This window comes from Stenotrophomonas sp. P5_A8, assembly GCF_056400545.1.
Genome location: NZ_JBFULB010000017.1, coordinates 1 through 25,765, shown reverse-complemented (window position 1 = coordinate 25,765; position 25,765 = coordinate 1). Strand labels below are relative to the sequence as shown.

22 protein-coding genes and 1 pseudogene are annotated in these 25,765 nt (G+C 67.6%); 9 read left to right on the top strand and 14 right to left on the bottom strand.

The features are described from left to right. A partial coding sequence (locus AC1DQP_RS02595) for a DUF4785 domain-containing protein (protein WP_478051046.1) occupies positions 1 to 663 on the bottom strand: 663 nt, incomplete at its 3' end. A gap of 10 nt (positions 664 to 673) precedes the next feature. Continuing rightward, entirely contained in the window at positions 674 to 1,555 is an 882-nt protein-coding gene (locus tag AC1DQP_RS02590; RefSeq protein WP_457320293.1) for a lipase family protein, read from the bottom strand. Positions 1,556 to 1,814: 259 nt separating this feature from the next. Here AC1DQP_RS02590 and AC1DQP_RS02585 point away from each other — a divergent pair, with 259 nt between their 5' ends. Continuing rightward, a complete protein-coding gene (locus AC1DQP_RS02585) occupies positions 1,815 to 2,666 on the top strand; it encodes an acid phosphatase (protein WP_256776633.1) in 852 nt (283 codons plus the stop codon). A gap of 194 nt (positions 2,667 to 2,860) precedes the next feature. On the opposite strand, the gene AC1DQP_RS02580 is transcribed toward AC1DQP_RS02585, so the two are convergent. After that, a complete protein-coding gene (locus tag AC1DQP_RS02580; RefSeq protein ID WP_478051045.1) occupies positions 2,861 to 5,128 on the bottom strand; it encodes a TonB-dependent receptor in 2,268 nt (755 codons plus the stop codon). Positions 5,129 to 5,427: 299 nt separating this feature from the next. Here AC1DQP_RS02580 and AC1DQP_RS02575 point away from each other — a divergent pair, with 299 nt between their 5' ends. After that, positions 5,428 to 6,426: a patatin-like phospholipase family protein gene (locus tag AC1DQP_RS02575; RefSeq protein ID WP_457317872.1), complete on the top strand. Its 999-nt coding sequence runs from the start codon at positions 5,428 to 5,430 to the stop codon at positions 6,424 to 6,426. Between the two features lie 43 nt (positions 6,427 to 6,469). Next, complete coding sequence (locus tag AC1DQP_RS02570; protein ID WP_457317871.1) at positions 6,470 to 6,697, top strand: hypothetical protein; 228 nt, start codon at positions 6,470 to 6,472, stop codon at positions 6,695 to 6,697. 46 nt (positions 6,698 to 6,743) lie between these two features. Here AC1DQP_RS02570 and AC1DQP_RS02565 read toward each other — a convergent pair whose 3' ends face one another. Beyond that, positions 6,744 to 7,226 (bottom strand): Lrp/AsnC family transcriptional regulator, encoded by a 483-nt coding sequence (locus AC1DQP_RS02565; RefSeq protein ID WP_256776630.1) that lies wholly within the window; start codon positions 7,224 to 7,226, stop codon positions 6,744 to 6,746. Positions 7,227 to 7,353: 127 nt separating this feature from the next. On the opposite strand from AC1DQP_RS02565, the gene phhA reads away from it, so the two are divergent. Together phhA and AC1DQP_RS02555 are read left to right on the top strand one after the other, a co-directional pair. Beyond that, a complete protein-coding gene (gene phhA / locus AC1DQP_RS02560) occupies positions 7,354 to 8,250 on the top strand; it encodes a phenylalanine 4-monooxygenase (protein WP_478051048.1) in 897 nt (298 codons plus the stop codon). Between the two features lie 120 nt (positions 8,251 to 8,370). Further along, complete coding sequence (locus AC1DQP_RS02555; RefSeq protein WP_457317870.1) at positions 8,371 to 9,060, top strand: DMP19 family protein; 690 nt, start codon at positions 8,371 to 8,373, stop codon at positions 9,058 to 9,060. 30 nt (positions 9,061 to 9,090) lie between these two features. On the opposite strand, the gene AC1DQP_RS02550 is transcribed toward AC1DQP_RS02555, so the two are convergent. The 9 genes from AC1DQP_RS02550 to AC1DQP_RS02510 form a co-directional block, all read right to left on the bottom strand. Beyond that, positions 9,091 to 10,191, bottom strand: coding sequence for a GDSL-type esterase/lipase family protein (locus AC1DQP_RS02550; protein WP_478051044.1), 1,101 nt, complete (start codon positions 10,189 to 10,191; stop codon positions 9,091 to 9,093). A 132-nt stretch (positions 10,192 to 10,323) separates the two neighbouring features. After that, positions 10,324 to 11,079: a 2-dehydro-3-deoxy-D-gluconate 5-dehydrogenase KduD gene (gene kduD / locus AC1DQP_RS02545; protein WP_457317868.1), complete on the bottom strand. Its 756-nt coding sequence runs from the start codon at positions 11,077 to 11,079 to the stop codon at positions 10,324 to 10,326. A 66-nt stretch (positions 11,080 to 11,145) separates the two neighbouring features. Further along, positions 11,146 to 11,994 (bottom strand): 5-dehydro-4-deoxy-D-glucuronate isomerase, encoded by an 849-nt coding sequence (gene kduI, locus AC1DQP_RS02540; RefSeq protein WP_478051043.1) that lies wholly within the window; start codon positions 11,992 to 11,994, stop codon positions 11,146 to 11,148. 219 nt (positions 11,995 to 12,213) lie between these two features. Continuing rightward, positions 12,214 to 13,275, bottom strand: a complete 1,062-nt coding sequence (locus AC1DQP_RS02535) for a LacI family DNA-binding transcriptional regulator (RefSeq protein WP_457317867.1) — start codon at positions 13,273 to 13,275, stop codon at positions 12,214 to 12,216. Positions 13,276 to 13,318: 43 nt separating this feature from the next. After that, positions 13,319 to 14,899 carry a family 43 glycosylhydrolase gene (locus tag AC1DQP_RS02530; protein WP_478051047.1) on the bottom strand — a complete coding sequence of 527 codons (1,581 nt, stop codon included), beginning with the start codon at positions 14,897 to 14,899 and terminating at the stop codon, positions 13,319 to 13,321. Between the two features lie 64 nt (positions 14,900 to 14,963). Further along, positions 14,964 to 16,247 (bottom strand): TRAP transporter large permease, encoded by a 1,284-nt coding sequence (locus AC1DQP_RS02525; RefSeq protein ID WP_256776624.1) that lies wholly within the window; start codon positions 16,245 to 16,247, stop codon positions 14,964 to 14,966. A gap of 3 nt (positions 16,248 to 16,250) precedes the next feature. Beyond that, positions 16,251 to 16,784 (bottom strand): TRAP transporter small permease, encoded by a 534-nt coding sequence (locus AC1DQP_RS02520; protein ID WP_457317864.1) that lies wholly within the window; start codon positions 16,782 to 16,784, stop codon positions 16,251 to 16,253. 11 nt (positions 16,785 to 16,795) lie between these two features. Further along, positions 16,796 to 17,800, bottom strand: a complete 1,005-nt coding sequence (locus tag AC1DQP_RS02515) for a TRAP transporter substrate-binding protein (protein ID WP_478051042.1) — start codon at positions 17,798 to 17,800, stop codon at positions 16,796 to 16,798. Positions 17,801 to 17,837: 37 nt separating this feature from the next. Further along, the gene (locus AC1DQP_RS02510; RefSeq protein WP_457317862.1) at positions 17,838 to 18,659 is read right to left on the bottom strand and encodes a 2-keto-4-pentenoate hydratase; all 822 of its coding nucleotides are present in this window, start codon (positions 18,657 to 18,659) and stop codon (positions 17,838 to 17,840) included. 150 nt (positions 18,660 to 18,809) lie between these two features. Here AC1DQP_RS02510 and AC1DQP_RS02505 point away from each other — a divergent pair, with 150 nt between their 5' ends. The 4 genes from AC1DQP_RS02505 (at position 18,810) to AC1DQP_RS02490 (ending at position 23,179) form a co-directional block, all read left to right on the top strand. Then, a complete protein-coding gene (locus AC1DQP_RS02505; protein ID WP_457317861.1) occupies positions 18,810 to 19,811 on the top strand; it encodes an alpha/beta hydrolase in 1,002 nt (333 codons plus the stop codon). Continuing rightward, on the top strand, positions 19,808 to 21,436 hold the full coding sequence (locus AC1DQP_RS02500; RefSeq protein WP_478051041.1) for a carboxylesterase/lipase family protein: 1,629 nt from the start codon (positions 19,808 to 19,810) through the stop codon (positions 21,434 to 21,436). Before AC1DQP_RS02505 ends, AC1DQP_RS02500 begins: the two co-directional genes overlap by 4 nt. Positions 21,437 to 21,590: 154 nt before the next feature. Then, a complete protein-coding gene (locus AC1DQP_RS02495; RefSeq protein WP_457317859.1) occupies positions 21,591 to 22,181 on the top strand; it encodes a cysteine dioxygenase family protein in 591 nt (196 codons plus the stop codon). Between the two features lie 158 nt (positions 22,182 to 22,339). Then, positions 22,340 to 23,179 (top strand): PhzF family phenazine biosynthesis protein, encoded by an 840-nt coding sequence (locus AC1DQP_RS02490; protein WP_457317858.1) that lies wholly within the window; start codon positions 22,340 to 22,342, stop codon positions 23,177 to 23,179. A gap of 312 nt (positions 23,180 to 23,491) precedes the next feature. On the opposite strand, the pseudogene AC1DQP_RS02485 reads toward AC1DQP_RS02490, so the two are convergent. Next, positions 23,492 to 25,765 (bottom strand): annotated as a pseudogene (locus tag AC1DQP_RS02485) (LamG-like jellyroll fold domain-containing protein); the annotation flags it as partial.

Sequence of the window (25,765 nt, the reverse complement as noted above, 5' to 3'; positions counted from 1 at the left end):
GCCGGTGGCCAGCGCGGCGCTGCCGCCGTCATCGAGCAACCGCGCGGTCAGTGCCACGCTGCCGCCGGCCAGGACCTGCTGGCGGTCGGCCTGCAGTTGCAGTGCAAACGTACTGTTGGGTTCCAGCACCTGCACCAMGTAGCGGCCCTGGGCCTGCGCACTCTGCAGCCGGTAGTTGCCCACCGCCGCACTGCTGCCGGTGCGCACCATCGCGCTGCCCTGCCCCACGCGCATGCCCGCGGCACGCAACTGCTGCGCGTCGACTACCTTGTCCACCGCCAGCACCCCGGCCGGATCGCGGACCTCCCACTGCTCCGGCGCCAATGCGCGCGCGCCCTGTACCGGGCTGACCTGGATAACCGCATCGGGGGCGGTCAGCGGCAGGTCCAGGCCACGCTGCAACGTGACGGCATCCACCATCTCCCAGTAGCTGCGGCTGCTGGCCACGAACGGGACGGGGGCGGCCAATGCCTGCGTCGGATCCAGGGCCCAGGCAAAGGTCACCGGCGCACGTTCGATGGCATCGCCGGAAAGCGGCGCGGTTTCCACGCGCGGTGCCACCTGGTCGCTGCTGCGCGCCGGCAGCAACGGCTGTGCGGCCTGCAGGGGCAGTGCCACCATCGCCGCGGCGACGGCGGCGGCAATCATCAGTCTTGACGTCATGGTGTACTCCTCACAGGGTCAGGTCGTTGCGCAGGATCGTGCCCAGGCCGAAGCACTCGCGGCGGCTCTGGTTGTGGCTCAGCGGTTCGGCGCCCTTGGTGCGCGCCTTGTCGGTGAACCACAGGCTGCCGGCGGCCTTCTGGCTGCTGCATTCCAGGAACCCATCGGAGCAGCTGTTCAACCAGTTCTGGGTGAACTCCAGGCCCACGTTCTGCGCGTAGCCACCGCAGTAGCTGTTGCTGTCCCACACCGCCGATTCCACGTCCGAGCCGACCACCACGCGGAAGGTCTTCGGCAACGCCGGCCGCCCGGCGGTGCCGTACAGATTCTGTGCGTTGTAGGTGGCCATGTGCCCCACCTGCTGCTGGCGCACGGCATCGCTCTTGTAGCCCAGCAGCCAGCCCACCGAGGTCTCGAAGGTGTTGCCGTTGAGCGCGGCATCGGCCAGCGGCGTGCCGGCCGAGGACGGCGCCAGCGCGGTGACCTTGCTGATGGTCTGGATCAGTTTTGGATAGCGGCTGTCGTAGGTGGGATTGGACAGGATCCAGCGCACCACGTTGCCGCCGTTGGAATGGGTGATCACCACCAGCCTGGTGATGCCCCGGGTGTTGATGAAGCTGGTCAATTGCCCGGCCAGGCAGCCGGCCGCTTCGGGCTTCCACATGTATTGTTCGAAATCGCAGTTCACCACCGTGTAGTTGCTGCTGTCAGGCAGCCCCTGGCGCACGGTGTCGATGATCGCCGGTTGCCAGTAGTCCGTGCGCGCATCGGTCTGTTTGCCGGTGCCGTGCACGAACGCCACCCCCACCACATCGGCCGCGTGCACGCTCCCGCACGCCAGCATCAAGCCCAGGGCGAGTCCACCGCCCGTCCTTCCCGCGTTGCTTCGCATCCGTTTTGCTCCCTTGCAGGTGATCCCCCTGATGACCGGCGCTACCGCGTTGCCATGTAGTGCATCTATCCATAGAGATATGACGAGTGATGGCGCCTTTGGCGAAACTATGTCGCGCCTCCATTGAAAACCGTGAACCAGTAGCGGGTTTCCGTTATCCAAGCGCCGGCCGTGCCGGATCTGGCCACATGACCAACGGCCACTGTCGCGGCCAGGTGAAGCTGCGATCATGCGGCTCTCCCCTCTTCGAGACCTGCCGATGCCTTCGTCCCTGCGCGCTCCTGCACTTCTGCGCCCGCTGCTGGCCACCGCCCTGCTGGCGACCCTGGCAGGCTGTGCGACGACGGCTGCGCCCGGGGCGACGGCGGTGGAAGCTTCGGTGACCACCAAGGCGACCGGCTACCTGCCGTCGGATGCCGTGCCGGACAGCCTGGCACTGGTGCCCGCACCGCCGGCGGCCGGTTCGGCCGGCTTCGCGCTGGACGAACAGGTCAGTCGCCAAGCCCGAGCGCTGCGCGGCAGCCCGCGCTTCGCGCAGGCCCATCGCGACGCCGAACTGGGCTTCCCGGCCGGTGCCAACCAGTTCTCCTGCGCCATCGACGTGGACGTGGATGCAGTGAAGACCCCGGCGTTGTACCGCCTGCTCGAGCGCAGCCGGATCGATGCCAGTGCCGCCACCCGCACGGCCAAGAAGCACTACCAGCGCGCGCGTCCGTTCATGGTCAACAACGAGCCGACCTGCTCGCCGGAAGACGAGAAGGACCTGCGCGGCAATGGCTCCTATCCGTCCGGCCACACGTCGATCGGCTGGACCTGGGCGCTGATACTGTCCGAGATCGTCCCCGATCGCGCCGACGCCATCCAGGCGCGCGGCCGCAACTACGGCGAGAGCCGCCTGGTGTGCAACGTGCACTGGCAGAGCGACATCCTGGAAGGTCGCTTCATGGGCGCCGCCGCGGTGGCACGACTGCACGACAACGCCGCGTTCAACAAGGACCTGCTGGCCGCGCGCAAGGAGATCGCCGCCGCGCGCAAGGCGGGGCTGCATTCCGCGCGGGATTGCGCGGCCGAAGAGGCGGTGTTGAAGGTGCGACCGGCGAGCGCGCTGTAACGCGACGCCTGCCGACGGCAGTGCATTACCGGTAGAGCCGACCGTTGGTCGGCTGCTCGCGCTGCTGATCGACAGCGTGCAGCGCCGAGCAACGGTCGGCGCTACCGAAGCGGCGAAATGGCGGAGGCCATCAACGAAGAACGGCGCGGATCTCTCCGCGCCGTTCCTGGTTTTTCACGACATGTGACGTTGCATCAGAACTTCGCGGTGAACTCCACGCCGAACGTGCGCGGCTCGTTGAGGAAGCCGGTGAGGTTGTTGAAGTCGATCGCGCCGACCACCCGGACCTGGTCGGTCAGGTTGCGGCCGTACACGGCCACGTCGTACTGGCCGTAATCCCAGTTGTAGCCCAGGCGCAGGCCACCTTCCAGCGACGAGCGGCCGCGGAACTCCGGCGACTCGTACAGGAAGAAGTTGACCTCGCTGCGGTAGGCCCAGTCGGTGTAGACGTACAGCTCGCTGGCATCGTTGAGCGGGAAGCCGGCACGCAGGGTCAGGTTGTGGATCCACTTCGGCGCCTGCGGCAACGGGTTGCCGTTGACCAGCGCGTAGGTGCCGCCATCGATGACCGTGGTCGGGTCGGTGATGGTGCAGCCGCCGCCGCAGATCGCCACCGCCAGGTCGCGGTCCTTGATCTCGGTGTCGTTGTAGCTGCTGCCCAAGGTGAGCAGGACGTGGTCGGTCAGGTAGGCTTCGACGTCCAGCTCCACGCCCTGGCCCAACGTCTTGTCGGCGTTGAGCAGGGTGGCGGTGTTGTTGCTGCCGCCCACCGCGATCAGCTGCTGGCCGTCGACGTTGTAGCGGAACACATTGAAGCCCAGGCGCGCGCGACGGTCGAACAGGTCGGCCTTGATGCCGGCCTCGTACGAAATCACCTTCTCCGAATCGGCCTGCGACACGCCACCGAAGGCCAACCGGCCCTGGATCGACGGTGCACGGAAGCCCTTGGCCACGCGCGCATACGCGTTGAGGTTGTCGGTGATCTTGTAGACACCGCTCAGGTCCCAGCTGACATCGTCGACATCGGTCTTGGCGATGTACGGGCCGCTCACCGGCGTACCACCGGACACGGCCTGCAGCACGCTGGCGCTGAAGTCCTTCTTGTCCTGCGTGTAACGCACGCCACCGCGCAGCTTGAAGCGCTCGGTCACGTCGAAATCGCCGGAGGCGAACGCCGCCCAGGCCTTGTTGCGCTGCTGCTGCACTGCGTGGCCGGTCTGCGGATTGCCCGGGGTCAGCGAGTCGTAGTTGAAGCTGTCGATGGTGACGTCTTCATCGAAGTAGAACACGCCGGCCTGCCAGTCCAGACGGCCCCATTCGTTGGATTCCACGCGGAATTCCTGGGTCCACTGGCGGTGGTGCGGCAGGCCATCGGCCGACTCGGACGGGAACGGGATGAAGCCCGGACCGTAGTTGCCCGCGCCAAGGAACGCCGCGCCGTAACCCCCGTCGATATCGCCATGGTTGAGCGATTCGGCGGTCTCATAGCCGGTGATCGAGTGCAGGGTCACCCGGCCCAGGTCCCACTTCAGGCGCGCGCTGCCGCCCCAGGTTTCCAGGTCGGAGAAGTTCTGGCCATCGGTGGCTACTTCATCGCGGTCGAAGTTCTCGACCAGCTGGTTGGTGCCCGGCTTGATGATGTTGGCGCGGAACAGCCGTGCGGTGCCGTTGAGTTTGCGCTTGTGCAGGTTGAACAGCGCTTCCACGTCGTCGCCTTCGTACAGGAACTGCACGCGTGCGGCGGCCTCGTCGTAGCCTTCAAAACCCTGTGCCGGTGCGTTGGCACGGGTGTTGGTGACCCAGTCGTCGCGGCGCTGGTACAGCGCCGACACACGTGCCGACCAGCGGTCGGTCAGCGGGCCACCGAAGGCGCCCTGCGTGTTCCAGGTGTTGTAGCTGCCGTAGGCCACCTTGATGTAACCGTCGGCGTCCTGCGACGGGCGCGCCGAATCGAACTTGACCACGCCGGCCGGCGTGTTGCGCCCGAACAGCGTGCCCTGCGGGCCGCGCAGCACTTCCACGCCGGCCAGGTCGAACAGCGGGAAGCCCTTCAACAGCGGGCTTTCCTGCACTACGTCGTCATACACCAGCGACACCGGCTGCGAGGCATTCAGATCGAAATCGGTGTTGCCCAGGCCGCGGATGTAGAAGCGCGGGAAGGCACGACCGTAGGACGATTCGATGTTCAGGCTGGGCACGCGCGCGGCCAGGAAGCGGATGTCGTCGCCGGCCGAACCGAGCACATCGAGCTTCTCGCCCTGGATGGCCGAGATCGACACCGGCACGTCCTTGGCGTTTTCCACGCGGCGCTGGGCCGTCACCTGCAGGGTATCGAGGGCGACCGGATCCTTGGCGGCGGGTGCTTCCTGGGCTGCGGCCGTCAATGGCAGCAGGGCGGTCAGAGCGAGGACGAGCGGGTGCACGGACGGAAACCGGCCGTGGGCAGTGCGGTTCGGGAACATGGCGATTAGGCTGTGTTGGGAGGGGTGGTGGACCGGCGCTACCAGACAATTGTTGCAGTACAACAACAGCGTCGCAAATTGCGGTCATTCATTAGCAGGATTCGGCCATGTCGTTGTGGACGCGGTTCGCAGATTCCCTGATGGTTGCCGGAAGCGCACACGCGGCAGGCCTCCTCCGATGCACGAAGCCGCCGCCTGGGCCAGCGCGGCGCTGAATAAGCGCTGCCGTGTCCCGCCCGGCCCGCCGTGGCTTCGGTATGCTGGCGCCCTCCGTTGCCTATTCACCTGCAGACACCCCGATGAAATCACTGCGCCGCACCCGCCTGACGCTGTCCGTTGCCCTGCTCGGCCTGCTGGCCGGCTGCGGCGGTGATCCGGTCCGCCCGACCCCGCCGCCGGTGGCTACGCCCGTGGCGCAGGCCAAGCCGGTCAGGATCGGCATCGCACTGGGTGGCGGTGCGGCCAAGGGTTTTGCGCATATCGGGGTGATCAAGATGCTCGAGGCCAATGGCTTCGAGCCGGTGGTGGTGTCGGGCACCAGTGCCGGCAGCGTGGTCGGTGCGCTGTATGCCAGCGGTATGGACGCGTTCCAGATGCAGTCCAAGGCAGTGGCCCTGGACGAGACCAGCATCCGCGATGTGCGCCTGTTCTCCGGCGGCCTGGTGCAGGGCCAGAAGCTGCAGGACTACGTCAACACCCAGGTCGGCAACCGCCCGATCGAGAAGTTCGCCAAGCCGTTCGCCGCGGTGGCCACCCAGCTGGAAACCGGCGACCGGGCGATCTTCGTGCGCGGCAACGCCGGCCAGGCGGTGCGCGCCTCCAGCAGCATCCCGGGCGTGTTCGAGCCGGTGAAGATCGGCAAGGGCAACTACATCGATGGCGGCGTGGTCAGCCCGGTGCCGGTGGATGCCGCGCGCCAGCTCGGCGCGGACATCGTGATCGCCGTGGACATCTCCAGCAAGGCCAGCGGCAAGGCGCCCACCGGCATGCTCGGCATCGTCAACCAGTCGATCTCGATCATGGGCCAGCGCCTGGGCGAGCAGGAACTGGCGCGCGCGGACATCATCATCCGGCCCAAGGTGCTGGACATTGGCGCGGCCGATTTCAGCCAGCGCAACAACGCGATCCTGGAAGGCGAGAAAGCGGCGATGGCGGTGATGCCGCAGATCCGCGCCAAGGTGCAGCAGTTGCAGCGCGCGCGCGCCGCCGCGCTCGCCCCGCCGCCGCCCAAGCCCAAGTGTGATGCACCCTCGCGCGTGGGCCGGCTGATGGGGCGCAAGGAGAAGTGCGAGGGCTGACGCCCCGCCGCCGGTGGAGCCGACCGTTGGTCGGCTGCTCCTGATGTTGGTTTCCGCGCAGTCGACCAACGGTCGACTCTACCGGGTTGGGGTGGTCGCACAGTCGACCAACGGTCGACTCTACCGGGTTGGGGTGGTCGCGCGGCCGACCAACGGTCGGCTCTACCGGGTTGGGGTGGTCGCGCAGTCGACCAACGGTCGACTCTACCGGGTTGGGGTGGTCGCGCGGTCGACCAACGGTCTGCTCTACCGGGTTGAAATGATCGTGTAAGCGACCGCCGGGCGGTTACACCACGTGATCGCGTTTGCGATCCGCATTACTCCAGCTGCGACAGCGGCAGCGCGCGGAAGTCCTTCACCGTGCGCAGCACGAAGCTGGAATTGACGTCGGCAACGCCGGCGGCATTGAGTAGCTTGTCGAGCAGGAAACTGGAGAAATGCTCCAGGTCGCGCACGTAGATGTGCAGCAGGTAGTCCATGTCGCCGGTGAGCGCATGGCAGGCCACCACTTCATCCCATTCCACGACGCTGTCGGCGAACACGCCGATGGCGTGCTGGTCGTGCTTCTCCAGCTGCACGCGGACGAAGGCCTGCAGGCCCAGGCCGATCAGGCGTGGCTCCAGCCGCGCACCGTAACCGGCAATCACCCCCTCGCTTTCCAGGCGCTGCACGCGGCGCAGGCAGGCCGACGGGGACAGGTTCACCCGGACGGCCAGCTCGGCGTTGGTGGCACGGCCGTGCTGCTGGATTTCTGCCAGTAGGCGAAGATCCGTGCGGTCGAACTGGGTATCTCCGGCCATTGCTGCTCCGCAACATGAGATGGACGCAATGATATTGCGCCAATCCGGCATATCCGCGCAACTTTGCAATCCTCTTGCGCGCCCCCTGCCCTAGCATCGTCATATGACGTCCCAGGAGACCACCACGATGGAAACCGCCACCACCCCACGCCGTGTCGAACACCAGCAGACCGACAAGGGATACGTGCCGGTCTATACCACCGCCGTGGTTGAACAGCCTTGGGACACTTACACCGCCGACGACCACGCGACCTGGAGCACCCTGTACCAGCGCCAACGCGCGCTGCTCGACGGCCGCGCCAGCAAGGAGTTCCTGCACGCCCAGGACGAGATGGGCATGAGCGCGCACATGATCCCGCGCTTCGACCAGCTCAACGAAGTACTGGGCGCGGCCACCGGCTGGACCCTGGTCGGGGTGGAAGGGCTGCTGCCGGAGCTGGATTTCTTCGACCACCTGGCCAACCGTCGCTTCCCGGTGACCTGGTGGATCCGTCGCCCGGACCAGATCGATTACATCGCCGAGCCGGACATGTTCCATGACCTGTTCGGACACGTGCCGTTGCTGATGAACCCGGTGTTCGCCGACTACATGGCCGCCTACGGGCGCGGCGGCGTCAAGGCGCATGCGATCGGCCCCGAAGCGCTGCAGCACCTCACCCGCCTGTACTGGTACACGGTGGAGTTCGGCCTGATCAACACCGACGAGGGCCTGCGCATCTACGGCGCCGGCATCGTCTCGTCCAAGGGCGAATCGCTGTACTCGCTGGAATCGGCGGCGCCGAACCGGATCGGCTTCGACCTGGAGCGGATCATGCGCACGCGCTACCGCATCGACACCTTCCAGAAGACCTACTTCGTCATCGATAGCTTCGAGCAGCTGATGCAGGCGACCGCGCCGGACTTCACCCCGATCTATGCGGCGCTGGAAGCCAAGGACCACCTGCCGGCCGGTGACGTGCAGGACGGCGACCGCGTGTTCCAGAAGGGCACAGGCGAAGGTTGGGAAGCCGGCGGCGACGTCTGATCGGTAGAGCCGACCGTTGGTCGGCTGCCGTTCGCGCGACAGTGCCGCGGGCAGCATGGATGTGGAGCAGCCGACCAACGGTCGGCTCTACCGGGGGATGGATTGAGCTCTGATAAGGTCTTGGCCCTGCCCGTGCCGCTGTCCAACGCCATGCCTCTGCCCGCGTTCCGCATCCAATCCATCCACTTCGATGCCACCCACGTACACCTGCAGCTGGCCAACGGGACGCAGGTGGCTGAGTTCCTCACGCGCAACCCGCGGCTGGAGAAGGCGTCGGCGAAGCAGCGTGCGCAGTGGGTGTTGACCGACGACGGCCTCGGCGCGAACTGGCCGGCGCTGTCGCCGGCGTCGGCCACCGGCATGGTCTACGTGCTGGACCTGCTGTGGGATGCGCGCTACGACCATGCCATGCAGCGGCTGCATGCGCTGGACTGGAGACTGGACGCGCTGTCAGCGCAGGACCAGCTGCTGGTGGCCTTGTGGCGGATGGAAGCGGACATCAACAACGGCGGCTTCATGCAGTTCCTGTGCAACTGGGGCGACCCCACCTGCCAACTGGCCCTGCAGGGGCTGCGTGCCATGGGTGCGGACCAGACCCATGCGGCGCTGGCCGGCATGCGCGGGCTGCTGGATCGTTTTGAGGATGATCCGGCGGTGACCGAGTTGAGCGATCTGTACGAGGCGATGACGCCTGCGGAGCAGGACGCGCTGGAGCAGTTTGAAGAGGCGTACTACGCACGCCCCGAGGACCTGGCCAGGCTCGGCGTGCTGCATTTCGGGCCGGAGCCGGATGCCGGCCCGCAGCAGTGAGTACGCCCGGTGCCGACCAGCGGTCGGTACTTACCGGGGATAGGCCAGCAACACCACCAGGTCATCGTCGCCCACCTGCTGCAGCGCGTGCAGGCTGCCGGTGCGGGTCAGCAGCGCATCGCCCGCCACCACGTCGTACTGCTTGCCATCCAGCACGTAGCTGCCGCGCCCGCTGACGATGTAGTAGATCTCGTCCTTGTGCTGCGGGTGCAGGCCGATGCCCGCGCCCTTGTGCAGCACGCGCTTGCGCAGCACGAACGGCAGGTCATCCTCGGCGAAGAAGGGATAAGCGGTGGTCGGCCCCGCCCCACCATGCGGCCCCGGCTGGGTCACGGCGATATCGCGCTCGTGCACGACACGCGAGGGGCTGGCGGCATCACCGCCCTGCCCCGCACTGCGCACCTCGCAGTCGATATCACGCTTCAGCGCCGACTTGAGTTCAGGCTGCAGCGCCACCCAGTCGCGCACCACCAGGCAGGCCACCGCATTGGCACCGGCGACGCTGAAATGGGTGCCATCGGCCTTGTTCTGTTCCGGGACGAACAGGAAGTACGGACGCGCGCCCTGCTCGCCCAGCGCGCGGATCCAGCGCGTGGAGGTGTCGTTGAGATCGATCAGCGCCACCTGCTCGCGCGTGGCCAGCTGTTTCATCGACTGCGTGTACAGCGCATGGGTGTCCAACAGCGAGCCGAAGTCGTACAGCAACCGGGCCGCGGGGGTGATCATCACCGGCGTTGCACCCTTGTCGCGGGCCAGCTGGACGTAGCGCATCAGGTACTGCGGGTAGGCCGTGGCCGGGTCGGTGTAGCGCGAGGGATCTTCGACCTTGGCGTCGTTGTGGCCGAACTGGATCAGCAGCACGTCGCCGCGCTGGAGCTCGCCGGCAATGGCGTCCAGGCGTTTTTCTTCGATGAAGCTGCGCGTGCTGCGCCCGCCCTTGGCGTGGTTGCGCACCTCCCACGCGGCGGGATCGAGGTAACTCTGCAGGGCCTGGCCCCAGCCGGCCTGCGGCGCGCGCTCGGGGCCGTACTCGGCGGCGGTGGAATCCCCGGCAATGAAGATGCGGTGCGGGGCGCTCAGCGCGCTGGGGGCCGCCATCAACAGCGACAGGGACAGCAGCAAACGCAACATGGTCATGCTCCTGGGTGGAGAGCTGCCGGCCAGCGGCCGGCACTACCGGGCAGATGGGATGTCCGAATGACAGATGGGCGCCCAAGGGCGCCCATCGTCTGCCCGCGTGGGCGCACCGTTCGATGGTGTCGCTTACCGCGCCAGCCAGCCGCCGTCGACCGGCAGCACCGCGCCGTTGACGTAATCCGATGCGCTGGAGGCCAGGAACACCGCCGTACCGCCGAGGTCTTCCGGGGTGCCCCAACGGGCCGCCGGGATGCGGTCGAGGATGGACTTGTTGCGGTCCTGGTCGGCGCGCAGCGCGGCGGTGTTGTCGGTGGCCATGTAGCCCGGCGCGATCGCGTTGACGTTGATGCCCTTGCTGGCCCACTCGTTGGCCAACAGGCGGGTGACGCCGGCGATACCGCTCTTGCTGGCAGTGTAGGACGGCACGCGGATGCCGCCCTGGAAGGACAGCATCGAGGCGATGTTGATGATCTTGCCGCGCCCTTGGGCAATGAAGTGCCTGCCGGCGGCCTGCGAGATGAAGAACGCGGACTTGATGTTGACGTTCATGACGTCGTCCCAGTCCTGCTCGCTGAAATCCACCGCGTCGGCGCGGCGGATCAGGCCGGCGTTGTTGACCAGGATATCCAGGCCACCGAGGCCCTCGATGGTTTCGCGGATGACGCGTTCCACCGGCTCGATGCTGATCAGGTTCGCTTCGATCGCCAAGCAGCGGCGGCCCAGCGCGGTGATGGCGGCGATGGTCTCGGTGGGCGGCTGGATGCCCGCCACGGCGACGTCGGCACCGGCGTGCGCCAGCGCCACCGCGATGCCCTGCCCCAGGCCGGTGTTGCCACCGGTGACCAGGGCGACCTTGCCTTCCAGACTGAACGGATTAGCCATTGCGTATGCGGTCCTTTTCCAATGCGGCACAGGCGCCGCCCGCACGCTGCGGGCGACGCATCGGGGTCACTTGAGCTGGCAGATGTCCAGCACGTGCATGTCGGTGTAATCCAGGTTTTCGCCGCCCATCGCCCAGATGAAGGCGTAGTTGCTGGTGCCGGCGCCCATGTGGATCGACCACGGCGGGGAGACCACCGCTTCGTTGTTCTGGATGACGATGTGGCGCTGCGCGTCCGGCTCGCCCATGAAGTGGTACACACGGTCGTTCTGGCCGAGGTCGAAGTAGAAATAGACCTCGCTGCGGCGGTCGTGCAGGTGCGGCGGCATGGTGTTCCAGACGCTGCCCGGCTTGAGCACGGTCAGGCCCAGCAGCAGCTGCGAGGACTGGCAGGTCGCCGGCACGATGTACTGGTAGATGGTGCGCTCGTTGCTGGTTTCCAGCGCGCCGCGATCCAGCGCGACGGCGTCCTTGATCGACAGCTGCTTGGTCTCAAAGCGCGCATGCGCCGGGGTCGAGGCCAGGTAGAACTGCGCCGRCGTGGCCGCGTCATCGGAGGCGAACACCACCTCGACGCTGCCCATCGCCACGTACAGGCCGTCCTTCGGGCCGAGCGTGAACACGGTGCCATCCACGGTGACGGTGCCGCTGCCGGCGCCGACGTTGATGATGCCCAGCTCGCGACGCTCCAGGAACGGGTGGCCGGCAGCGGAGGCCGGCTCGGTCTGCCTGGGCAGCGATAGCGGGCCATTGACCGGGGCGGCACCGCCGAGCACGAAGCGCTCGTAGTGGGTGTACTTCAGCGTCACCGCATCGGCATTGAACAGGCCGTCGAGCAGGTACAGCTCGCGCAGGTCGTCATTGCTGGCGCCCTTGATGGCGTCGGGATGGGTGGCGTAGTGGGTCTTGCAGTACATGGCGTCTCCAGAGCAGGGGTGGGGCAACAGGTCGGCCCCGGCGCGATTTGGTCAAAGTGTAGCGAGTTGGTAAACCGGTGTCATTTTGCAGCGCACGATAGGCCAGGGCAGGCCCGGCGTGGGGTCCATGTCAGAAAAGCCGTGCGATCGGCAACCGATTGCACGGGCGCGTGGCGACGCGTTCATCATGAACGCCCGTCGTTGCCATCGCGGCGCGGGTCAATCCTCGGGCGGCTGGCAGGAATCGCGCACGATCAGGTGCGGGCGCACGCTGGCGATCTGCAGCGCGGCCTGGCCGTCAGGCTGGATCAGCATGGCCGCGGCGGTACGCCCGGTGTCGCGGGTGTGGCGACGGACCGAGGTCAGCGACGGCCACAGGCGCGAGGCCAGCGGGCTGTCGTCGTAGCCGATGATCGACAGCTGGCGCGGGATGTTGATGCCCGCGCGCAGCGCGACCTTGTAAATACCGGCGGCCATTTCATCGTTACCGGTGAAGATGGCGGTCGGGCGCTGCTTGCCGAGCAGCAGTTTTTCAGCAGCGGCCACGCCCGATTCGAAGGTGTAACCGGCTTCGACGATGCGTGCCGGCGGCAGTTCGATACCGCGCTTGGCCAGGGCATCGATGAAGCCAGCGGTGCGCTCGTGCGCCGAGCGGTACGCGCTCGGGCCGGTGACCAGCGCGATGTCGCGGTGGCCGAGCGAGAGCAGGTAATCGGCCGCTTCGGCGGCGCCGTCGCGGTCATGGGTGACCACCATCTGCGAGGTGTCATCCAGCGGCAGCGAGGCGATGCGGGTGAAGCGACAGCCGATCTCGTCGAGCATGTCCACCAGCGCCTGGTCTTCGGACGCACGCGGCACCAGGATCACACCGTGCAGCTTCTGCTGCTGCACGAAGCGACGCACGCCCTCGATGTAACCGGGGCTGCGCGAGTCGCACGGATGCACCACCAGTTCGAAGCTGGACCCGCGCAGCGCGTCGAGCGCGCCGTACTGCATGTCCACGATGTACTGCGCGGTGGGGTTGTCGTAGACCATGCCGATCAGGAACGAGCGCCGGAACGCCAGCCCGCGTGCGAGCGGGTCGGGCGCATAGCCGACTTCGCGCATCAGCGCCTCGACCTTGTCGCGGGTGTCTTTGCGCACCAGCGGCGAGTTGTTGATGATGCGCGAGACGGTCTTCTTGGATACCCCGGACAGGCGCGCGATGTCATTGATCGTAGCGGCCTTGCCCTTGGTCAATCCGTGCGGTGGCATCGGATCGGTTTTGCTGCGCAATGACATGTCGTTCAAACCGGGGATGAGTCAGGGGATTCTAGCGGGCCGTTCAATCCAGGGCCCGGTAGCGGAAATGGCGGAACCGCACCTTGCCGTCGCCGGCGGCATACAGGGCCGGCTTCAGGGCGAGGAACTTCCCGGCCACATTGTGATGGTAGCCGGAGACTTCCATCTGAACCGGGTACTTGTGCCAGGTTTGGCCGTCGTTGCTGGTGTGAAGGGTGACGATGTGGCGGTTGTTGGTCACCCGCAGCCACAGCCTGCCGCCCTTGGCACTGGGCGCCAGCCGGGTGGGGCGCTCCTCACCGTAGCGGTGCATGACGAGGGCCTCGCCGTTGCTGCCCACGCCGGCGTACAGGCGGTCGCTGTAGAAGAGCAGGGCGCCGCCCACCGCGCCGGGGGCGATCTCCATCTCGACCTCGAACTGGTAGGCCGGATCGCCGGCGATCGCGGTCAGCGGGGAGGCATCGCGCGGGGTCTGGCCCTTGCCCTGCAGCAGCAGGCCGTCACCGCTGAAGTCCAGGCGCCGGTACTCGTCCTGGGCCGGGTTGAAGAACGACCACTGCGCGCCAAGGGCCGGGCCCCTGAAATCATCCGACAACGCCATGCCATGCGCGCCCAACGAGGTGCCCGACGGTTTGCGCAGCGGTTGGCCCAGATCGCCGCCCCTGGCCACGAACCAGCCGTCGTCGGTCCATTCGATCGGTTCCAGCAACGCCTGCCGGCCCAGGGTCCAGTACCCGTTCTCGTAGCCGTGGTACATCATCCACCAGCGCCCGTCGGTGCCTTCGATGACCGTGGCGTGGCCGCGCGACCACCACGGTTCGGCCGCCGACTGCGTGCGCACGATCGGGTTGTTGGGCGCGTTCTGCCACGGCCCGTGGATCGAACGCGAGCGCGCGGTGATCACCATGTGCCCGGTCGGCGGACCGGCGGTACCGCCGACGGCGGTGGTCATGTAGTACCAGCCATCGCGGACATTGATCTTCGGCCCTTCCTGCGCATAGGCCTCCACGTCCCAGCTTTGCGGGTATTTCCAGCCGTCGTAGACATGCTTGGGGGTGCCGACCACGCTCAGGCCGTCATCAGCCAACTGCACGTAAGCGCCGCCGCTGAGGAAGAGGTAGCGCTTGCCGTCTTCGCCCACCGCGTGACCAGGATCGATATACCCGCCCAGCCCGATGTCGATCGGCTCGCTCCACGGGCCCTGGATGCTGTCGGCCCACACCACGAAGTTGCTGCGCGCCTCGGCGGTGCGCGCGGGGAAGTAGATGAAGTAGCGGCCCTGGTGCTTGACGATGTCCGGCGCCCAGATCGCCCCGACATTCTTCGTGATTGCATGGCCCAGCGGCTGCCAGTTGACCAGGTCACGCGAGTGCCAGATCGGCAGCCCCGGGTAGGCGTCGAACGAGGACAGGGTGAGGTAGTAGTCCTCGCCATCCTTGAGGACCGACGGGTCGGGGCGGTCGCCGGCGAACACCGGGTTGAGGAAGGTGCCGTCGCCGAGATCGGCCTGGCGCTGGTTCTCGATGCCGCGCTTCCACGACGTGGCCGGTGGCGGGGCGGCGTGTGCCGTCGTGGCCAGCAGCAGGCCGGCGGCGAGGCCGGCCAGGATCTTGCTCAGGTGCATTGACATCTCCGCGTTGCAGCGTGGGGACGCGCGCGTACGTGCCGCGTCCCGGCGAGGTCCTGGCTCAGGCGCGCAACAGCGCCGGCAGCCACAGCGACAGTTCGGGGAAGAAGGTGACGATCACCAGCACGCCCAGCGCGGCGAACCAGAACGGCCAGATCGAGCGCATGCTCTCGCCGACGCTGATCTTGCCGATCGCCGTGCCGATGAACAGCACCGAGCCCACCGGCGGGGTCACCAGCCCCAGGCCACCGGTCAGCACCAGCACCAGGCCGAAGTGGATCGGATCAATGCCGTACGCCTTGGCCACCGGCAGGAAGATCGGCGTGCAGATCAGGATCATCGGCGCCAGGTCCATGAAGGTGCCCAGCAACAGCAGCATCACCACGATCATCAGCAGCACCATGAACTTGCTGTGCGCGAAGGACTGCAGGAAGTCCACCGCCGCTGCGGGCACCTCCAGGTAGGCCAGCAGCCAGCCGAACACCGCCGCGGTGGCGATCACGAACAGGATCACCCCGGTGCTGCGTGCGGCATGGGTGACCGTGCCCAGGAACTCGCGCCAGTTGAGTTGGCGGTACAGCACGGTGGTGACCAGCAGTGCGTAGACCACGGCAATGGCGGCGCTTTCCACGGCGGTGAAAATGCCCGCGCGGATACCGATGAAGATCAGCGCGACCAGGCCCAGGCCGGGCAGGGCTGAAACCATGCGCAACAGCACCGCGCGCCAGCCAGGGAACACTTCCACGCCGTAGCCGCGACGGCGCGCGACCACGTAACCGGTGACCATCAGCGCCACCGTCATCAACAGCGCCGGCACGATACCGGCAGCGAACAGATCGGCGATCGACAACCCGCCACCGGCCGCAGCCGAGAACAGGATCAGGTTGTGCGACGGCGGCACCAGCAGCGCGACCAGCGCAGCGGTGATGCTGACATTGACCGCGAAATCACGGTCGTAGCCGCGCTTGACCATCTGCGGAATCATCGTGCCGCCCACCGCCGATACATCGGCGATGGCCGAACCGGACACGCCGCCGAAGAACAGCGAGGACAGGATCGAGACCTGGCCCAGGCCGCCGCGCATGCGTCCCACCAGCGAGGACGCCAGCGAGATCAGGCGTTCGGAGATACCGCCGCGCATCATGATTTCGCCGGCGAAGATGAACAGTGGGATGGCGATCAGCGACGCCGACCCGGTGCCGGCGGAGATCTGCTGCACCAGCACCAGCGTGGGCAGGTCCAGGTACCACAGCGTGGCCAGGGCGGCCGCGGCCAGGGCAAAGGCGACCGGCACGCCAAGCAGCAGGAGTACCGCGAAAACAGTGAACAGGATCGTGATACCCATGACTCAACGGTCTCCTTCTGCAACAACGTCGGCCGGCTGTACCGCCTGCACCATCTGGTTCACCGCGAAGATCGCCATCAATGCGCCGCCGATGCACAGCGGCAGGTAGTTGATGCTCTGCGGCAGGTTGGCGCCGGCGGCCTTGATGTCCAGCCCGTCCAGCAGCAGCACCGCCGCCCACCAGGCGATGACCACGCCGAGCACGGCCACCACCAGCGCAGCGAACACATCCACCGCGCGGCGCAGGCCCGGGCCCATGTGCGCGGCCAGCAGGAAGAAGCCGAAGTGGCGCCGCGTATGCACGCCGGTGGCCGCGCCCAGGCTCATCGCGGTGGCCAGCAGCAGCAGCGTGACCGGCTCGGTCCAGCTGGGCGAATCGTTGATGACGTAGCGGGCAAACACCTGCCAGCCCTGCACCAGCACCAGCCCGAGCAGGGCCAGGACGGCAATGTGGATCGCGCCGTCGGCAAGGGCATTGAGCACGCGTTGCGGCGCGCTGACGGTGACGGCGGTGGTTTCTGAACTCATGTCGGACATCGCGGCGGGCCTCAGGCGAAGTCGCGGATGCGACGGGTGAGCGCGGCGATCTCCGGCTGCTGCAGGTACTGCTGCAACAGCGGATCGGCGGCCTTGCGGAAAGCGGGCATGTCGACCGCGTTGAACTGGATGCCGGCGTCGGCCACGGCCTGGCGCGCGGCGTTTTCCGAGGCATCCCACTGCTGGCGCATCACGTCCACCGATTCGCGCGCGGTCTGCAGCAGCAGCTGGCGGTCGGCCGGGCTGAGCTGTTCGAAGCTGTCGCGCGACATCAGCAGCACGTCCGGTGCATAGGAGTGATCGCTCTGCGACCAGTAATGCGCGGCCTCGAAGTGACGGCTGGAGTGGAAGCTGCGCATGTTGTTTTCCGCACCGTCGATCATGTGCGTCTCCATGCCCGAGAACGTGTCGCCCAGCGACATCGGGGTCGGATTGGCACCGAGCAGGCGGATCAGCTGGATGAAGATGTCCGAGGACGCCACGCGCAACTTCAGCCCGTGCAGGTCCTTGGGTTCGACGATCGGGTGCTTGGTGTTGTAGAAGCAGCGCGCGCCGGAATCGTAGATGGCCAGGCCGACCAGGTCGCGGGTTTCAAAACCGCGCAGCACCGCATCGGCGATGCCGCCATCGAGGGCGCGGCGCATGTGCGCCACCGACTCGAACACGTAGGGCAGACACAGCGCCTGGGTCATCGGGAACGCGTTGTTGAGCGCGCCGGAATAGACCCGGGTGATGTCGATGGCGCCGAAGCGCGCCATGTCGATCGCCTCGGACTCGCGACCGAGCTGGCCGGAGTGGTACTGGCGCAGCTTGAGGCGGCCGCCGGTCTTCTGCTCGAGCTGCTGGCCGATCCACTTCACCGCGGTCACGGTGGGGTAGTCGGCCACGTGCACGTCGGTGGCGGTCAGCAGGCGTGCGCCGGCGACCTCGGTGCCACCGGGACGCGAACAACCGGACAGCACGGGCACGCTCAGCGCGCCCAGACTGGTGGCAAGGAAATTTCTGCGAGTGAACATCTGCGCCCTCCCAAGCGGACTGTCCATGGCTGCACGGTTACCCGGCAGCGATGGCCCTGCAGGTAATGTCGCCGTAGCCGGCGAAACGGATCAGTGCCTGTTGGCCTACGGCGATATCGTGGATGCCGGTGGCGTTGCCGCTGGCGATCAGGTCGCCGGCCTTGAGCGGCCGCCCGCGCTGCGCCGAACGGGCCAGCGCGAACGCATAGGCGGTACGCAGTCCACCCGGCAGCAGGGTGGCGCCGCCGGTGCCGACCACCTCGCCTTCGATGCGGGTTTCCGCCCGCAGGTCGGCGTCGTCCAGGGCGGTCCAGTCGGGGATTTCCGCGCCGAGCACCAGACCGTTGTTGTTGCCGAAATCGGACACCACCACGCGCGGGCCGAGCTTGTTGATGGTGGCCAGCGGGCTGCTGGCCACTTCCACGCCGTAGAACAGCTTGGCCGGCAGCGCCTCGGCTTCCTCGGCGGTCCAGTGCAGCTTGTCGGCCGGCGCGTCTTCCAGCAGCTGGATCACGAACTCGGCCTCGACCGCACCGAAGCCGCCGACGAACACCGGAATGTCCACTGTTCCACCGGTAGCATTCCAGAGCCGGCGGGCGAAAATCGGGCCCAGCAGGCGGTCATCACCGGAGCTGTCGCGACGCTCGGCAGCGATGTAACCGACCTTCCACCCGACCACCTGGTCGTCCCACAGTCCGATCGCCTGGTCCTGGACGCGATAGGCGGTCACCAGGTCCGGCGGGATCTCACCGGGGAATTCGGGCAGCGCGCGGCCCTGTTGGCGGGCGCCGACGAAGGCGTGGGCGATCTCGCCCAACCCCTGGTCTGGCAGGTCGTGTGTGCCGTGATCGTTGCTCAAGCGGGTCTCCCGGTGAATGGTGCACTGCCCATCGACAGCGCCTGGATGAGCTGTATATGGTAAACCGGTGTCATTGGCAATGTGCAGCGCGTCAGAAGGCTGCGGCTGGGGCACGATGACCGTTCCATCCGCCCACAAGGACACCTGCCGATGCCCCGCGCTGTTCTGTTGCCATTGCTGGCCTGGCTGCTGCTGGCCAGCTCCTCTTCGATGCTGCACGCCGCCGAGCGCAGCGTACCGGCGAGCGAGCCCGCCCCGGGCAGTCCGGACCGCATCGCGCTGTGGCCGGCCGGGCAAGTGCCGGGCGAAACCGGCGCGCCGCGCACCCCGCATGTCATCGAGCGCAGCGACGACCCGGCAGTGCCGGACCGCTACATCGACGATGTGGATGCCCCGTATCTGGTCGCCTACCGTCCCAGGCAGCCCAACGGCAGCGCCCTGCTGGTGATTCCCGGCGGCGGCTACCAGCGCATCGTGCTGGACAAGGAAGGCACCGCACTGGTGCCGGCCTTCGTCGAGCACGGCGGGGTGACCCTGTTCGTGCTGCGCTACCGGCTGCCAGTCGGGCGCAGCGATCGCCAGGCCGCGTTGGCCGATGCACAGCGCGCGCTGCGCCTGATCCGCGACGGCGCGAACCGCTGGCAGCTCGATCCGGGCCGCATCGGGGTGATCGGGTTCTCCGCCGGTGGCCACGTCGCGGCGCGGCTGAGCACCGGCTTCGATCTGCCGGTGTACCCGGCGCGCGATGCAATCGACCGCCAGAGCGCGCGGCCGGACGTGGCGCTGCTGCTGTACCCGGTGATCGACATGGGGGCGCACGCGCACACGGGCTCGCGCGTTCGCCTGCTCGGCGAGCATCCCGATGCGGCGCGGGTGGCGCAGTTCTCGATGCAGGAGCACGTGCGCGCGGACATGCCGCCGACCTTCCTGGTGCACGCGCAGGACGACAAGGTGGTGGCGGTGCACAACAGCCTGGTCTACTACCAGGCGCTTACCCGGGCCGGCGTCGCCAGCGAGATGCACCTGTTCCCGCAGGGCGGGCACGGCTTCGGCGTGCGCATCCGCCCCGGGCTCACCACCGCGCAGTGGCCCACGCTGGCCCTGCAGTGGATGCAGGCGCAAGGCACGCAGGCTGCGGAGGCACGCCGATGAGCGATTCACCCGCCGATCTGCAACGCCGCCGCTTCCTGCGCGACAGCGCGCGCTACGCGGTGATGCTCGCCGCGGGCAGCCTGCCGCTGCTGTCGACGGCCGCGGCGGCGGCCCCCGGCCCACGCCGCGATGCCGCGCCGCTGGCGACGGTGCGCAGCGGACGCCTACGCGGCCAGATCGAGCAGGAGGTAAACGTGTTCCGCGGCATTGCCTACGGTGCCGATACGCGCACCCGGCGCTTCCTGCCGGCGCTGCAGGAACTGCCGTGGCGCGGCGTGCGCGATGCCAGCGCGTACGGTCCTGCCGCGCCGCAGGGCAGCAGCGAGGGTCCGGGTAGCGAAGACTGCCTGTACCTCAACGTGTGGACGCCGGCGCTGCGCGATGGCGGCAAGCGCCCGATCCTGTTCTACATCCACGGCGGCGCCTACAACAACGGCTCGGGCAGCGATCCGCTGTACGACGGCGCCGCGTTGTGCCGGCGCGGCGATGTGGTGGTGGTGACGGTCAACCACCGGCTCAACGTGTTCGGCTATCTGTACCTGGGCGCCTTCGGCGACCCGGCCCTGGCCGGCTCGGGCAACGTCGGCCAGCTCGACCTGGTGCAGGCGTTGCAGTGGGTACGCCAGCACGCGCACGAGTTCGGCGGCGATGCCGGCAACATCACCGTGTTCGGCCAGTCCGGGGGCGGTGCGAAGATCGCCACGCTGATGGCGATGCCCGCCGCGCGTGGGTTGTTCCAGCGCGCGTGGACCATGAGCGGCCAGCAGGTGACCGCCGCTGGTCCGCGTGCAGCCAGCCAACGCGCGCGGATTGCGATGCAGGCGGTGGGTGCGGCCGACGTGGCCGCGTTGCGCGCGCTGTCCACCGAGGCACTGCTGGCAGCCACGCGGGCCCGTGATCCCTCGCGGGTGGAAGACACGGGCCTGTACTTCGGCCCGGTGCTGGATGGCGCAGTGTTGCCGGTACATCCGTTCTGGCCGGAGGCGGCCGCGCAGTCGGCCGGCATCCCGATGGTGATCGGCAACACCCACGATGAAACCCGCGCCTTCCTCGGCAACGACCCGGCCAACTTCTCCCTTACTTGGGAGACCTTGCCGGCCAAGCTGGAGAAGGAGCAGTACACCGACCTGCTGCCTTCGACCGTGATCGCCGAGTACCGGCGCCTGTATCCGCACTACACGCCCTCGGACGTGTTCTTCGCGGCGACCACCGCCGGGCGCTCGTGGCGCGGTGCGGTGGAAGAACTGGAGGCGCGTGCACGCCAAGGCGCACCGACCTGGGCCTACCAGCTGGATTGGGGCTCACCACTGGACGGGGGGCGGTTCGGTGCCTTCCACACGCTGGACATCCCGCTGGTATTGGACACCACCGACCGGCCGGGTTCGCGCACGGGCGATGGTGATGACGCCCGGCAGGTGGCCGCATTGATGAGCGAGGCGTTGATCGCGTTCGCGCGGCATGGCGATCCCCACCATGCGGGACTGCCACGGTGGGACAGGTACTCGCTCGATCGCCGCGAGACGATGCTGTTCGACCGGACCCCGCGCCAGGCCGACGATCCACGCGGGGGCGAGCGCGAGCTGTACAGGCAGGCGCCTTTCATCCAGCGCGGTACGTTCGGGTGATGGCATGCGGGCCGAATACGACCTGGCGCGCGGTTCGTTTGATAGGCGTTAGGCACTTTTTCGTCGATTTTAATTGGCGTTACGCTTGATTCGACCCGATCTGTCGTGATTCCCGTCAAACATGGCGTTCACCGTGATCGCCTAGACTGGGGACATGCACGATTTCCGCGACCCGTTTCCCCCGTTCCACGGACGTGATCGATTGATTGCCGCCGTCGATCACGCGGTACAGCACGATGATGCCCACCAGATCGCCGCCACGCTGCGCCACGCGCTGCGCGAGGCGATCGCCGACAGCCGCATCCAGCTGCCCGCCTGCGTGCACCACCCGATCGAAGACCACTACGCGCGCCGCGAGCTGTACCGCAGCGCCGCGCACGGCTACAGCATCGTGGCGATGAGCTGGGGGCCGGGGCAGGGCACGCCACTGCACGACCACAGCGGCCTGTGGTGCGTGGAAGGGGTGTGGCTGGGCCAGCTGGAAATCACCCAGTACCAGCTGCTGGAGCGCGACGGCGAGCGCTTCCGCTTCCGCGCACAACCGGCCATCCTCGGCGACTGCGGCAGTGCCGGCAGCCTGATCCCGCCGCACGAGTACCACACCATCCGCAACACCAGCGCTGAGGATCTGGCGATCTCGGTCCACGTCTACCAGGGTGAAATGACCCGCAGCGCGGTGTTCGAGCCCGACGGCGGCGACTGGTACGCGCGCCGCGTGCAGGTGATGGAAACCGACGCGGCGTGATCCGGTCGTGCCGGGCCCTGCTCGGCAACGACGCAACCCGGCGCATCATGCGCCTCTTCGCGTGCCGGCCTGTCATCTCCCGCGAAGGGCAGCCGAGCGTGGCTCGGCTCTAGCCGGGGGCGGGCGTGGATAATCCGGTGGTGCTCCCGGAGTTCCCGATGTCCACCCATCCGTTCCAACAGGTCAACGTGTTCAGTGCCGATCCGCTGCTGGGCAATCCGCTCGCGGTGGTACTCGAGGCGGACGGCATCGATGACGCGCGCATGGCCGCGTTCGCGCGCTGGACCAACCTCAGCGAAACCACCTTCGTGCTGCCGCCGACCGATCCGCGCGCGGACTACCGGGTGCGCATTTTCACCACGCTGGAGGAACTGCCATTCGCTGGCCACCCCACCCTGGGCAGCTGCCACGCGTGGTTGGCGCAGGGCGGGGCGCCCCAGGGCGAGGAGATCGTGCAGGAATGCGGTATCGGCCTGGTGCGGATCCGCCGCAGCGACGCCGGGCTGGCATTCCTGGCACCGCCGCTGCTGCGCGGCGGGCCGCTCGATGCCGCGCTGCGCGATCGCGTACGCAGTGCCCTGGGGCTGGCTGCCGAGGACGTGCGGGAGGCGCGCTGGGTGGACAACGGCACCGGTTGGCTGGCACTGCGCCTGCGTGACCGCGCCACGGTGCTGGCGCTGCAGCCGGACTACACCCAGCTGGACGGTTTGAAGGTGGGGGTGTTCGGGCCGTGGCAGGCCGACGACGGCGACGCGGCCCGGTTCGAGAGCCGCGCCTTGATCGCTGGCGACGGCGCGCCGGAGGATCCAGCCACTGGCAGCCTCAATGCCGGTATCGCGCGCTGGTTGCTCGAGGAAGGGCAGGTACCGGACCGCTACGTGATCAGTCAGGGCACCGTGCTGGGACGCGCCGGGCGGCTACAGGTGGAGCGGGTGGGCGATGCGCTGTGGATCGGCGGGGCCTGCGTGACCTGCATCGCGGGCACGGTGACGGTGTAACCGGGGATGGGGCGCGTGCTTCGTTCGGGGGTCATGCCAACATCACCGGTTGCAGGTCCATCGGCAGTCGATCGGGATGCGGCCCGGGCGGCGCGTATCGCTGCGCGTTTGCGCGTGTGCAGCCTCATCAAGGCATGCAGGACCTCCACACCGGCACGTGCGCTTGACCCCATCACCCTGCATCACCGCCGCAGACCGGTACCACTGACAGGCGCACGCAGCCTCGGCAGGGTCGCACCCCGAACGACCGCCGGTCTCCGCCGGCGGCACGGGAATGGCATGACCCCCACCGCTGTTGCGCTGTTGCGCGCGTCAGTCCAACACGACCACGTTATTGCGCTGGGTCACCTCGGCGCCGCCATCGGCCAGCATCACCCGCACGCGCAGGCCGCTGTGCTTTCCCAACGGCAACGGCAGGCGCAGCGTATGGGTCTTCGGCACCAGGTCACTGGGCGCGGCCATTGTCGGCACCGCGCTGCGGGCGATCTCGCGCCCGTTGGCGTCTTCCAGCAGCACCACGCCCGCGCCGGTGGCCACATGCCCCAGGCTGTGCACGGTCACCTGCACCTGGCCCGCATCGACACGCACATCGCCGCGACCGATGCCCAGGTCGGGGCGCTGCTCGACCGGCTGCCCGGCCTGCACCAGCTCGAACTCGAACACCTGGGCCTGGCCGGGGAAAAAGCGCAGCACCGTGGACGCGCTGCGCTCCAGCGTCAGCTCACGCACACTGGCCTTGCCGTCGATGCGGTCATCGCCATCGCGGTCAATGCCGCTGGTCATCCGCCACTGCCCGGCGGTGACATTCCAGGCGGTCATGTCCGCTTCCACCGCGCGTTTGCCCAGGTTGTAGGCGATCACCTTGAAGCGCGCCGGCGACGGCGCGTGCACCAGCAGCGCCACCTGTTCGGCGGCATCGGGCTGGGCGAAGCGCCAGCTCACGGTGTGCCCCGGCCAGCTCTGGTTGCGCTTGAGCGCGATGCCGCCCAGCCGTGCACGCTGGAGGAACTCGCTCGGCGCTTCGACCCGGTCGGACCACCAATGGCCTTCGGTATTCATGTACTCGCGTTGCGCCTTGGCCTGGATGCCGTCGGCGTGCAGGGCTTCAAGGTATTTCTTGTCGCCACTGGCCTGCCACGCCATCAGGCTGGAGAAGCCGGTAGTGCCCGCATCGGCATCGGCGATCAGGCGCGGGTTCCACTCCCCGCCCCGGCCTAGCACCTCCACGTAGTTCTCGCCCAGGTTGGACAACGCACCCGGGCCGCCGCGCTCGACGCGATAGTCCAGCGCCTTGAGGTACTTCGCATCGCCGCTCCAACGCCACGCGGCCCAGAAGGTGTGCATGACATCGCCACCGCCGGACCCGTTGTTGAGCTCGCCGCCGCGGGTCTTGCCCGTGGCCCAGTGGATCTCGTTGGGCAGCGCCCAGCGCCCTTTGTCGTCGGTGTAGGCATGGGCGAGGTAGCTGTCGGCCAGGCCGGTGACCAGCTTGCGGCTGGTGGCATCGGCGTTGTACTGGCCGATCAGGAACGCCGGATGCAGCGCCGGGAACGAGTACGGCTTCTGCCACTGCCAGTTCGGCTCGCGGTAGACCTTGTTACCGCCGTACCAGTTGCTGGAGAACAGCAGCTGGCCCTGCGGGTTGGGCAGGATGATGCGTTCGTCGAAGGCCTTCACCGTCTCCATCAGCCGCTCGACGGTGAGCGGGTCGCCCCAGTTGAGGTAGAGCAYGGCGCTGTTGGTGTTGATGCCTTCCTCGTAGGCATGCAGCTCGTCGGTTTCGATGGTGCTCAGGCCATTGCTGAACATGCCATTGCGGTACACCGCATCGGACAGCGCGGTGAGCGAGGCATTGAGCCGGTCCGGCTGCACGCCCATCAATGCCAACCCGGGCCACTGCTGGGTTAGGTCGGAATCATCGGAGATGCCGCCACCGAAGTCGCCGTAGGCGATCTGGCGGTTGTCGATCCACCAGTCCACGAAGCGACGTACGTATTTGAGGTCTTCGGTCTGCGCGAATGCCCACTGCGGCACGCCCTTGGGCGCTATCGGCGCGACGAAGGGCGGTTTGCCCTGGCTGTTGTAGCTGATGTAGTTCCAGTACAGCCGGCCGAGTTCGTGGTCCGGATCGACCCGCAGCAGATCGGTCAGGTCGGCATAGACGCGTGCATACAGACGCTGGCGCTTGGAGGTGGTGTGTTCCTCGACGAGAAAGCCCCAGTTGTCGCGCGCCTGGTTGAAGCGGTCGGCCACGTGCTCCTGCTTGGCTTCTTCGCGGTCCTTGTAGACCATGCGGATCTCCGCACCGTCCAGCGAGGCGGCGTTGAAGCCCGGTGCGGCCGAGGCGATGGACAGCCACAGGCTGTCGGCGGTGAGGATGCGGTCGCGCAGGTCCAGCCACAGCGTGCGCTTTTCGCCCGGTTTGACCGATACCGACACATCGATCATGTCGCGCGCCGGCCAGATCGGGTCCTTGATGCGGAGGTTGAGCGGGATCAGGCCGTCGATCGTGGCGGGCAGGTCCAGCGCGGGCAGGTCGATGGCCACGCCGTCCAGGCCGTCATGCATGTTCTCCCAGCTGTAGGC

Bases quoted from the DNA above. Each gene is read 5' to 3' on its own strand.
- AC1DQP_RS02580 (WP_478051045.1), bottom strand. From the start codon at position 5,128: ATGTTCCCGAACCGCACTGCCCACGGCCGGTTTCCGTCCGTGCACCCG.
- AC1DQP_RS02530 (WP_478051047.1), bottom strand. From the start codon at position 14,899: ATGCACCTGAGCAAGATCCTGGCCGGCCTCGCCGCCGGCCTGCTGCTG.
- kduD (WP_457317868.1), bottom strand. From the start codon at position 11,079: ATGGCTAATCCGTTCAGTCTGGAAGGCAAGGTCGCCCTGGTCACCGGT.
- AC1DQP_RS02565 (WP_256776630.1), bottom strand. From the start codon at position 7,226: ATGGCCGGAGATACCCAGTTCGACCGCACGGATCTTCGCCTACTGGCA.
- AC1DQP_RS02535 (WP_457317867.1), bottom strand. From the start codon at position 13,275: ATGTCATTGCGCAGCAAAACCGATCCGATGCCACCGCACGGATTGACC.
- AC1DQP_RS02575 (WP_457317872.1), top strand. From the start codon at position 5,428: ATGAAATCACTGCGCCGCACCCGCCTGACGCTGTCCGTTGCCCTGCTC.
- AC1DQP_RS02500 (WP_478051041.1), top strand. From the start codon at position 19,808: ATGAGCGATTCACCCGCCGATCTGCAACGCCGCCGCTTCCTGCGCGAC.
- phhA (WP_478051048.1), top strand. From the start codon at position 7,354: ATGGAAACCGCCACCACCCCACGCCGTGTCGAACACCAGCAGACCGAC.
- AC1DQP_RS02505 (WP_457317861.1), top strand. From the start codon at position 18,810: ATGCCCCGCGCTGTTCTGTTGCCATTGCTGGCCTGGCTGCTGCTGGCC.
- AC1DQP_RS02590 (WP_457320293.1), bottom strand. From the start codon at position 1,555: ATGCGAAGCAACGCGGGAAGGACGGGCGGTGGACTCGCCCTGGGCTTG.
- AC1DQP_RS02525 (WP_256776624.1), bottom strand. From the start codon at position 16,247: ATGGGTATCACGATCCTGTTCACTGTTTTCGCGGTACTCCTGCTGCTT.
- AC1DQP_RS02550 (WP_478051044.1), bottom strand. From the start codon at position 10,191: ATGTTGCGTTTGCTGCTGTCCCTGTCGCTGTTGATGGCGGCCCCCAGC.
- AC1DQP_RS02520 (WP_457317864.1), bottom strand. From the start codon at position 16,784: ATGTCCGACATGAGTTCAGAAACCACCGCCGTCACCGTCAGCGCGCCG.
- AC1DQP_RS02585 (WP_256776633.1), top strand. From the start codon at position 1,815: ATGCCTTCGTCCCTGCGCGCTCCTGCACTTCTGCGCCCGCTGCTGGCC.
- AC1DQP_RS02570 (WP_457317871.1), top strand. From the start codon at position 6,470: ATGTTGGTTTCCGCGCAGTCGACCAACGGTCGACTCTACCGGGTTGGG.
- AC1DQP_RS02495 (WP_457317859.1), top strand. From the start codon at position 21,591: ATGCACGATTTCCGCGACCCGTTTCCCCCGTTCCACGGACGTGATCGA.
- AC1DQP_RS02490 (WP_457317858.1), top strand. From the start codon at position 22,340: ATGTCCACCCATCCGTTCCAACAGGTCAACGTGTTCAGTGCCGATCCG.
- AC1DQP_RS02515 (WP_478051042.1), bottom strand. From the start codon at position 17,800: ATGTTCACTCGCAGAAATTTCCTTGCCACCAGTCTGGGCGCGCTGAGC.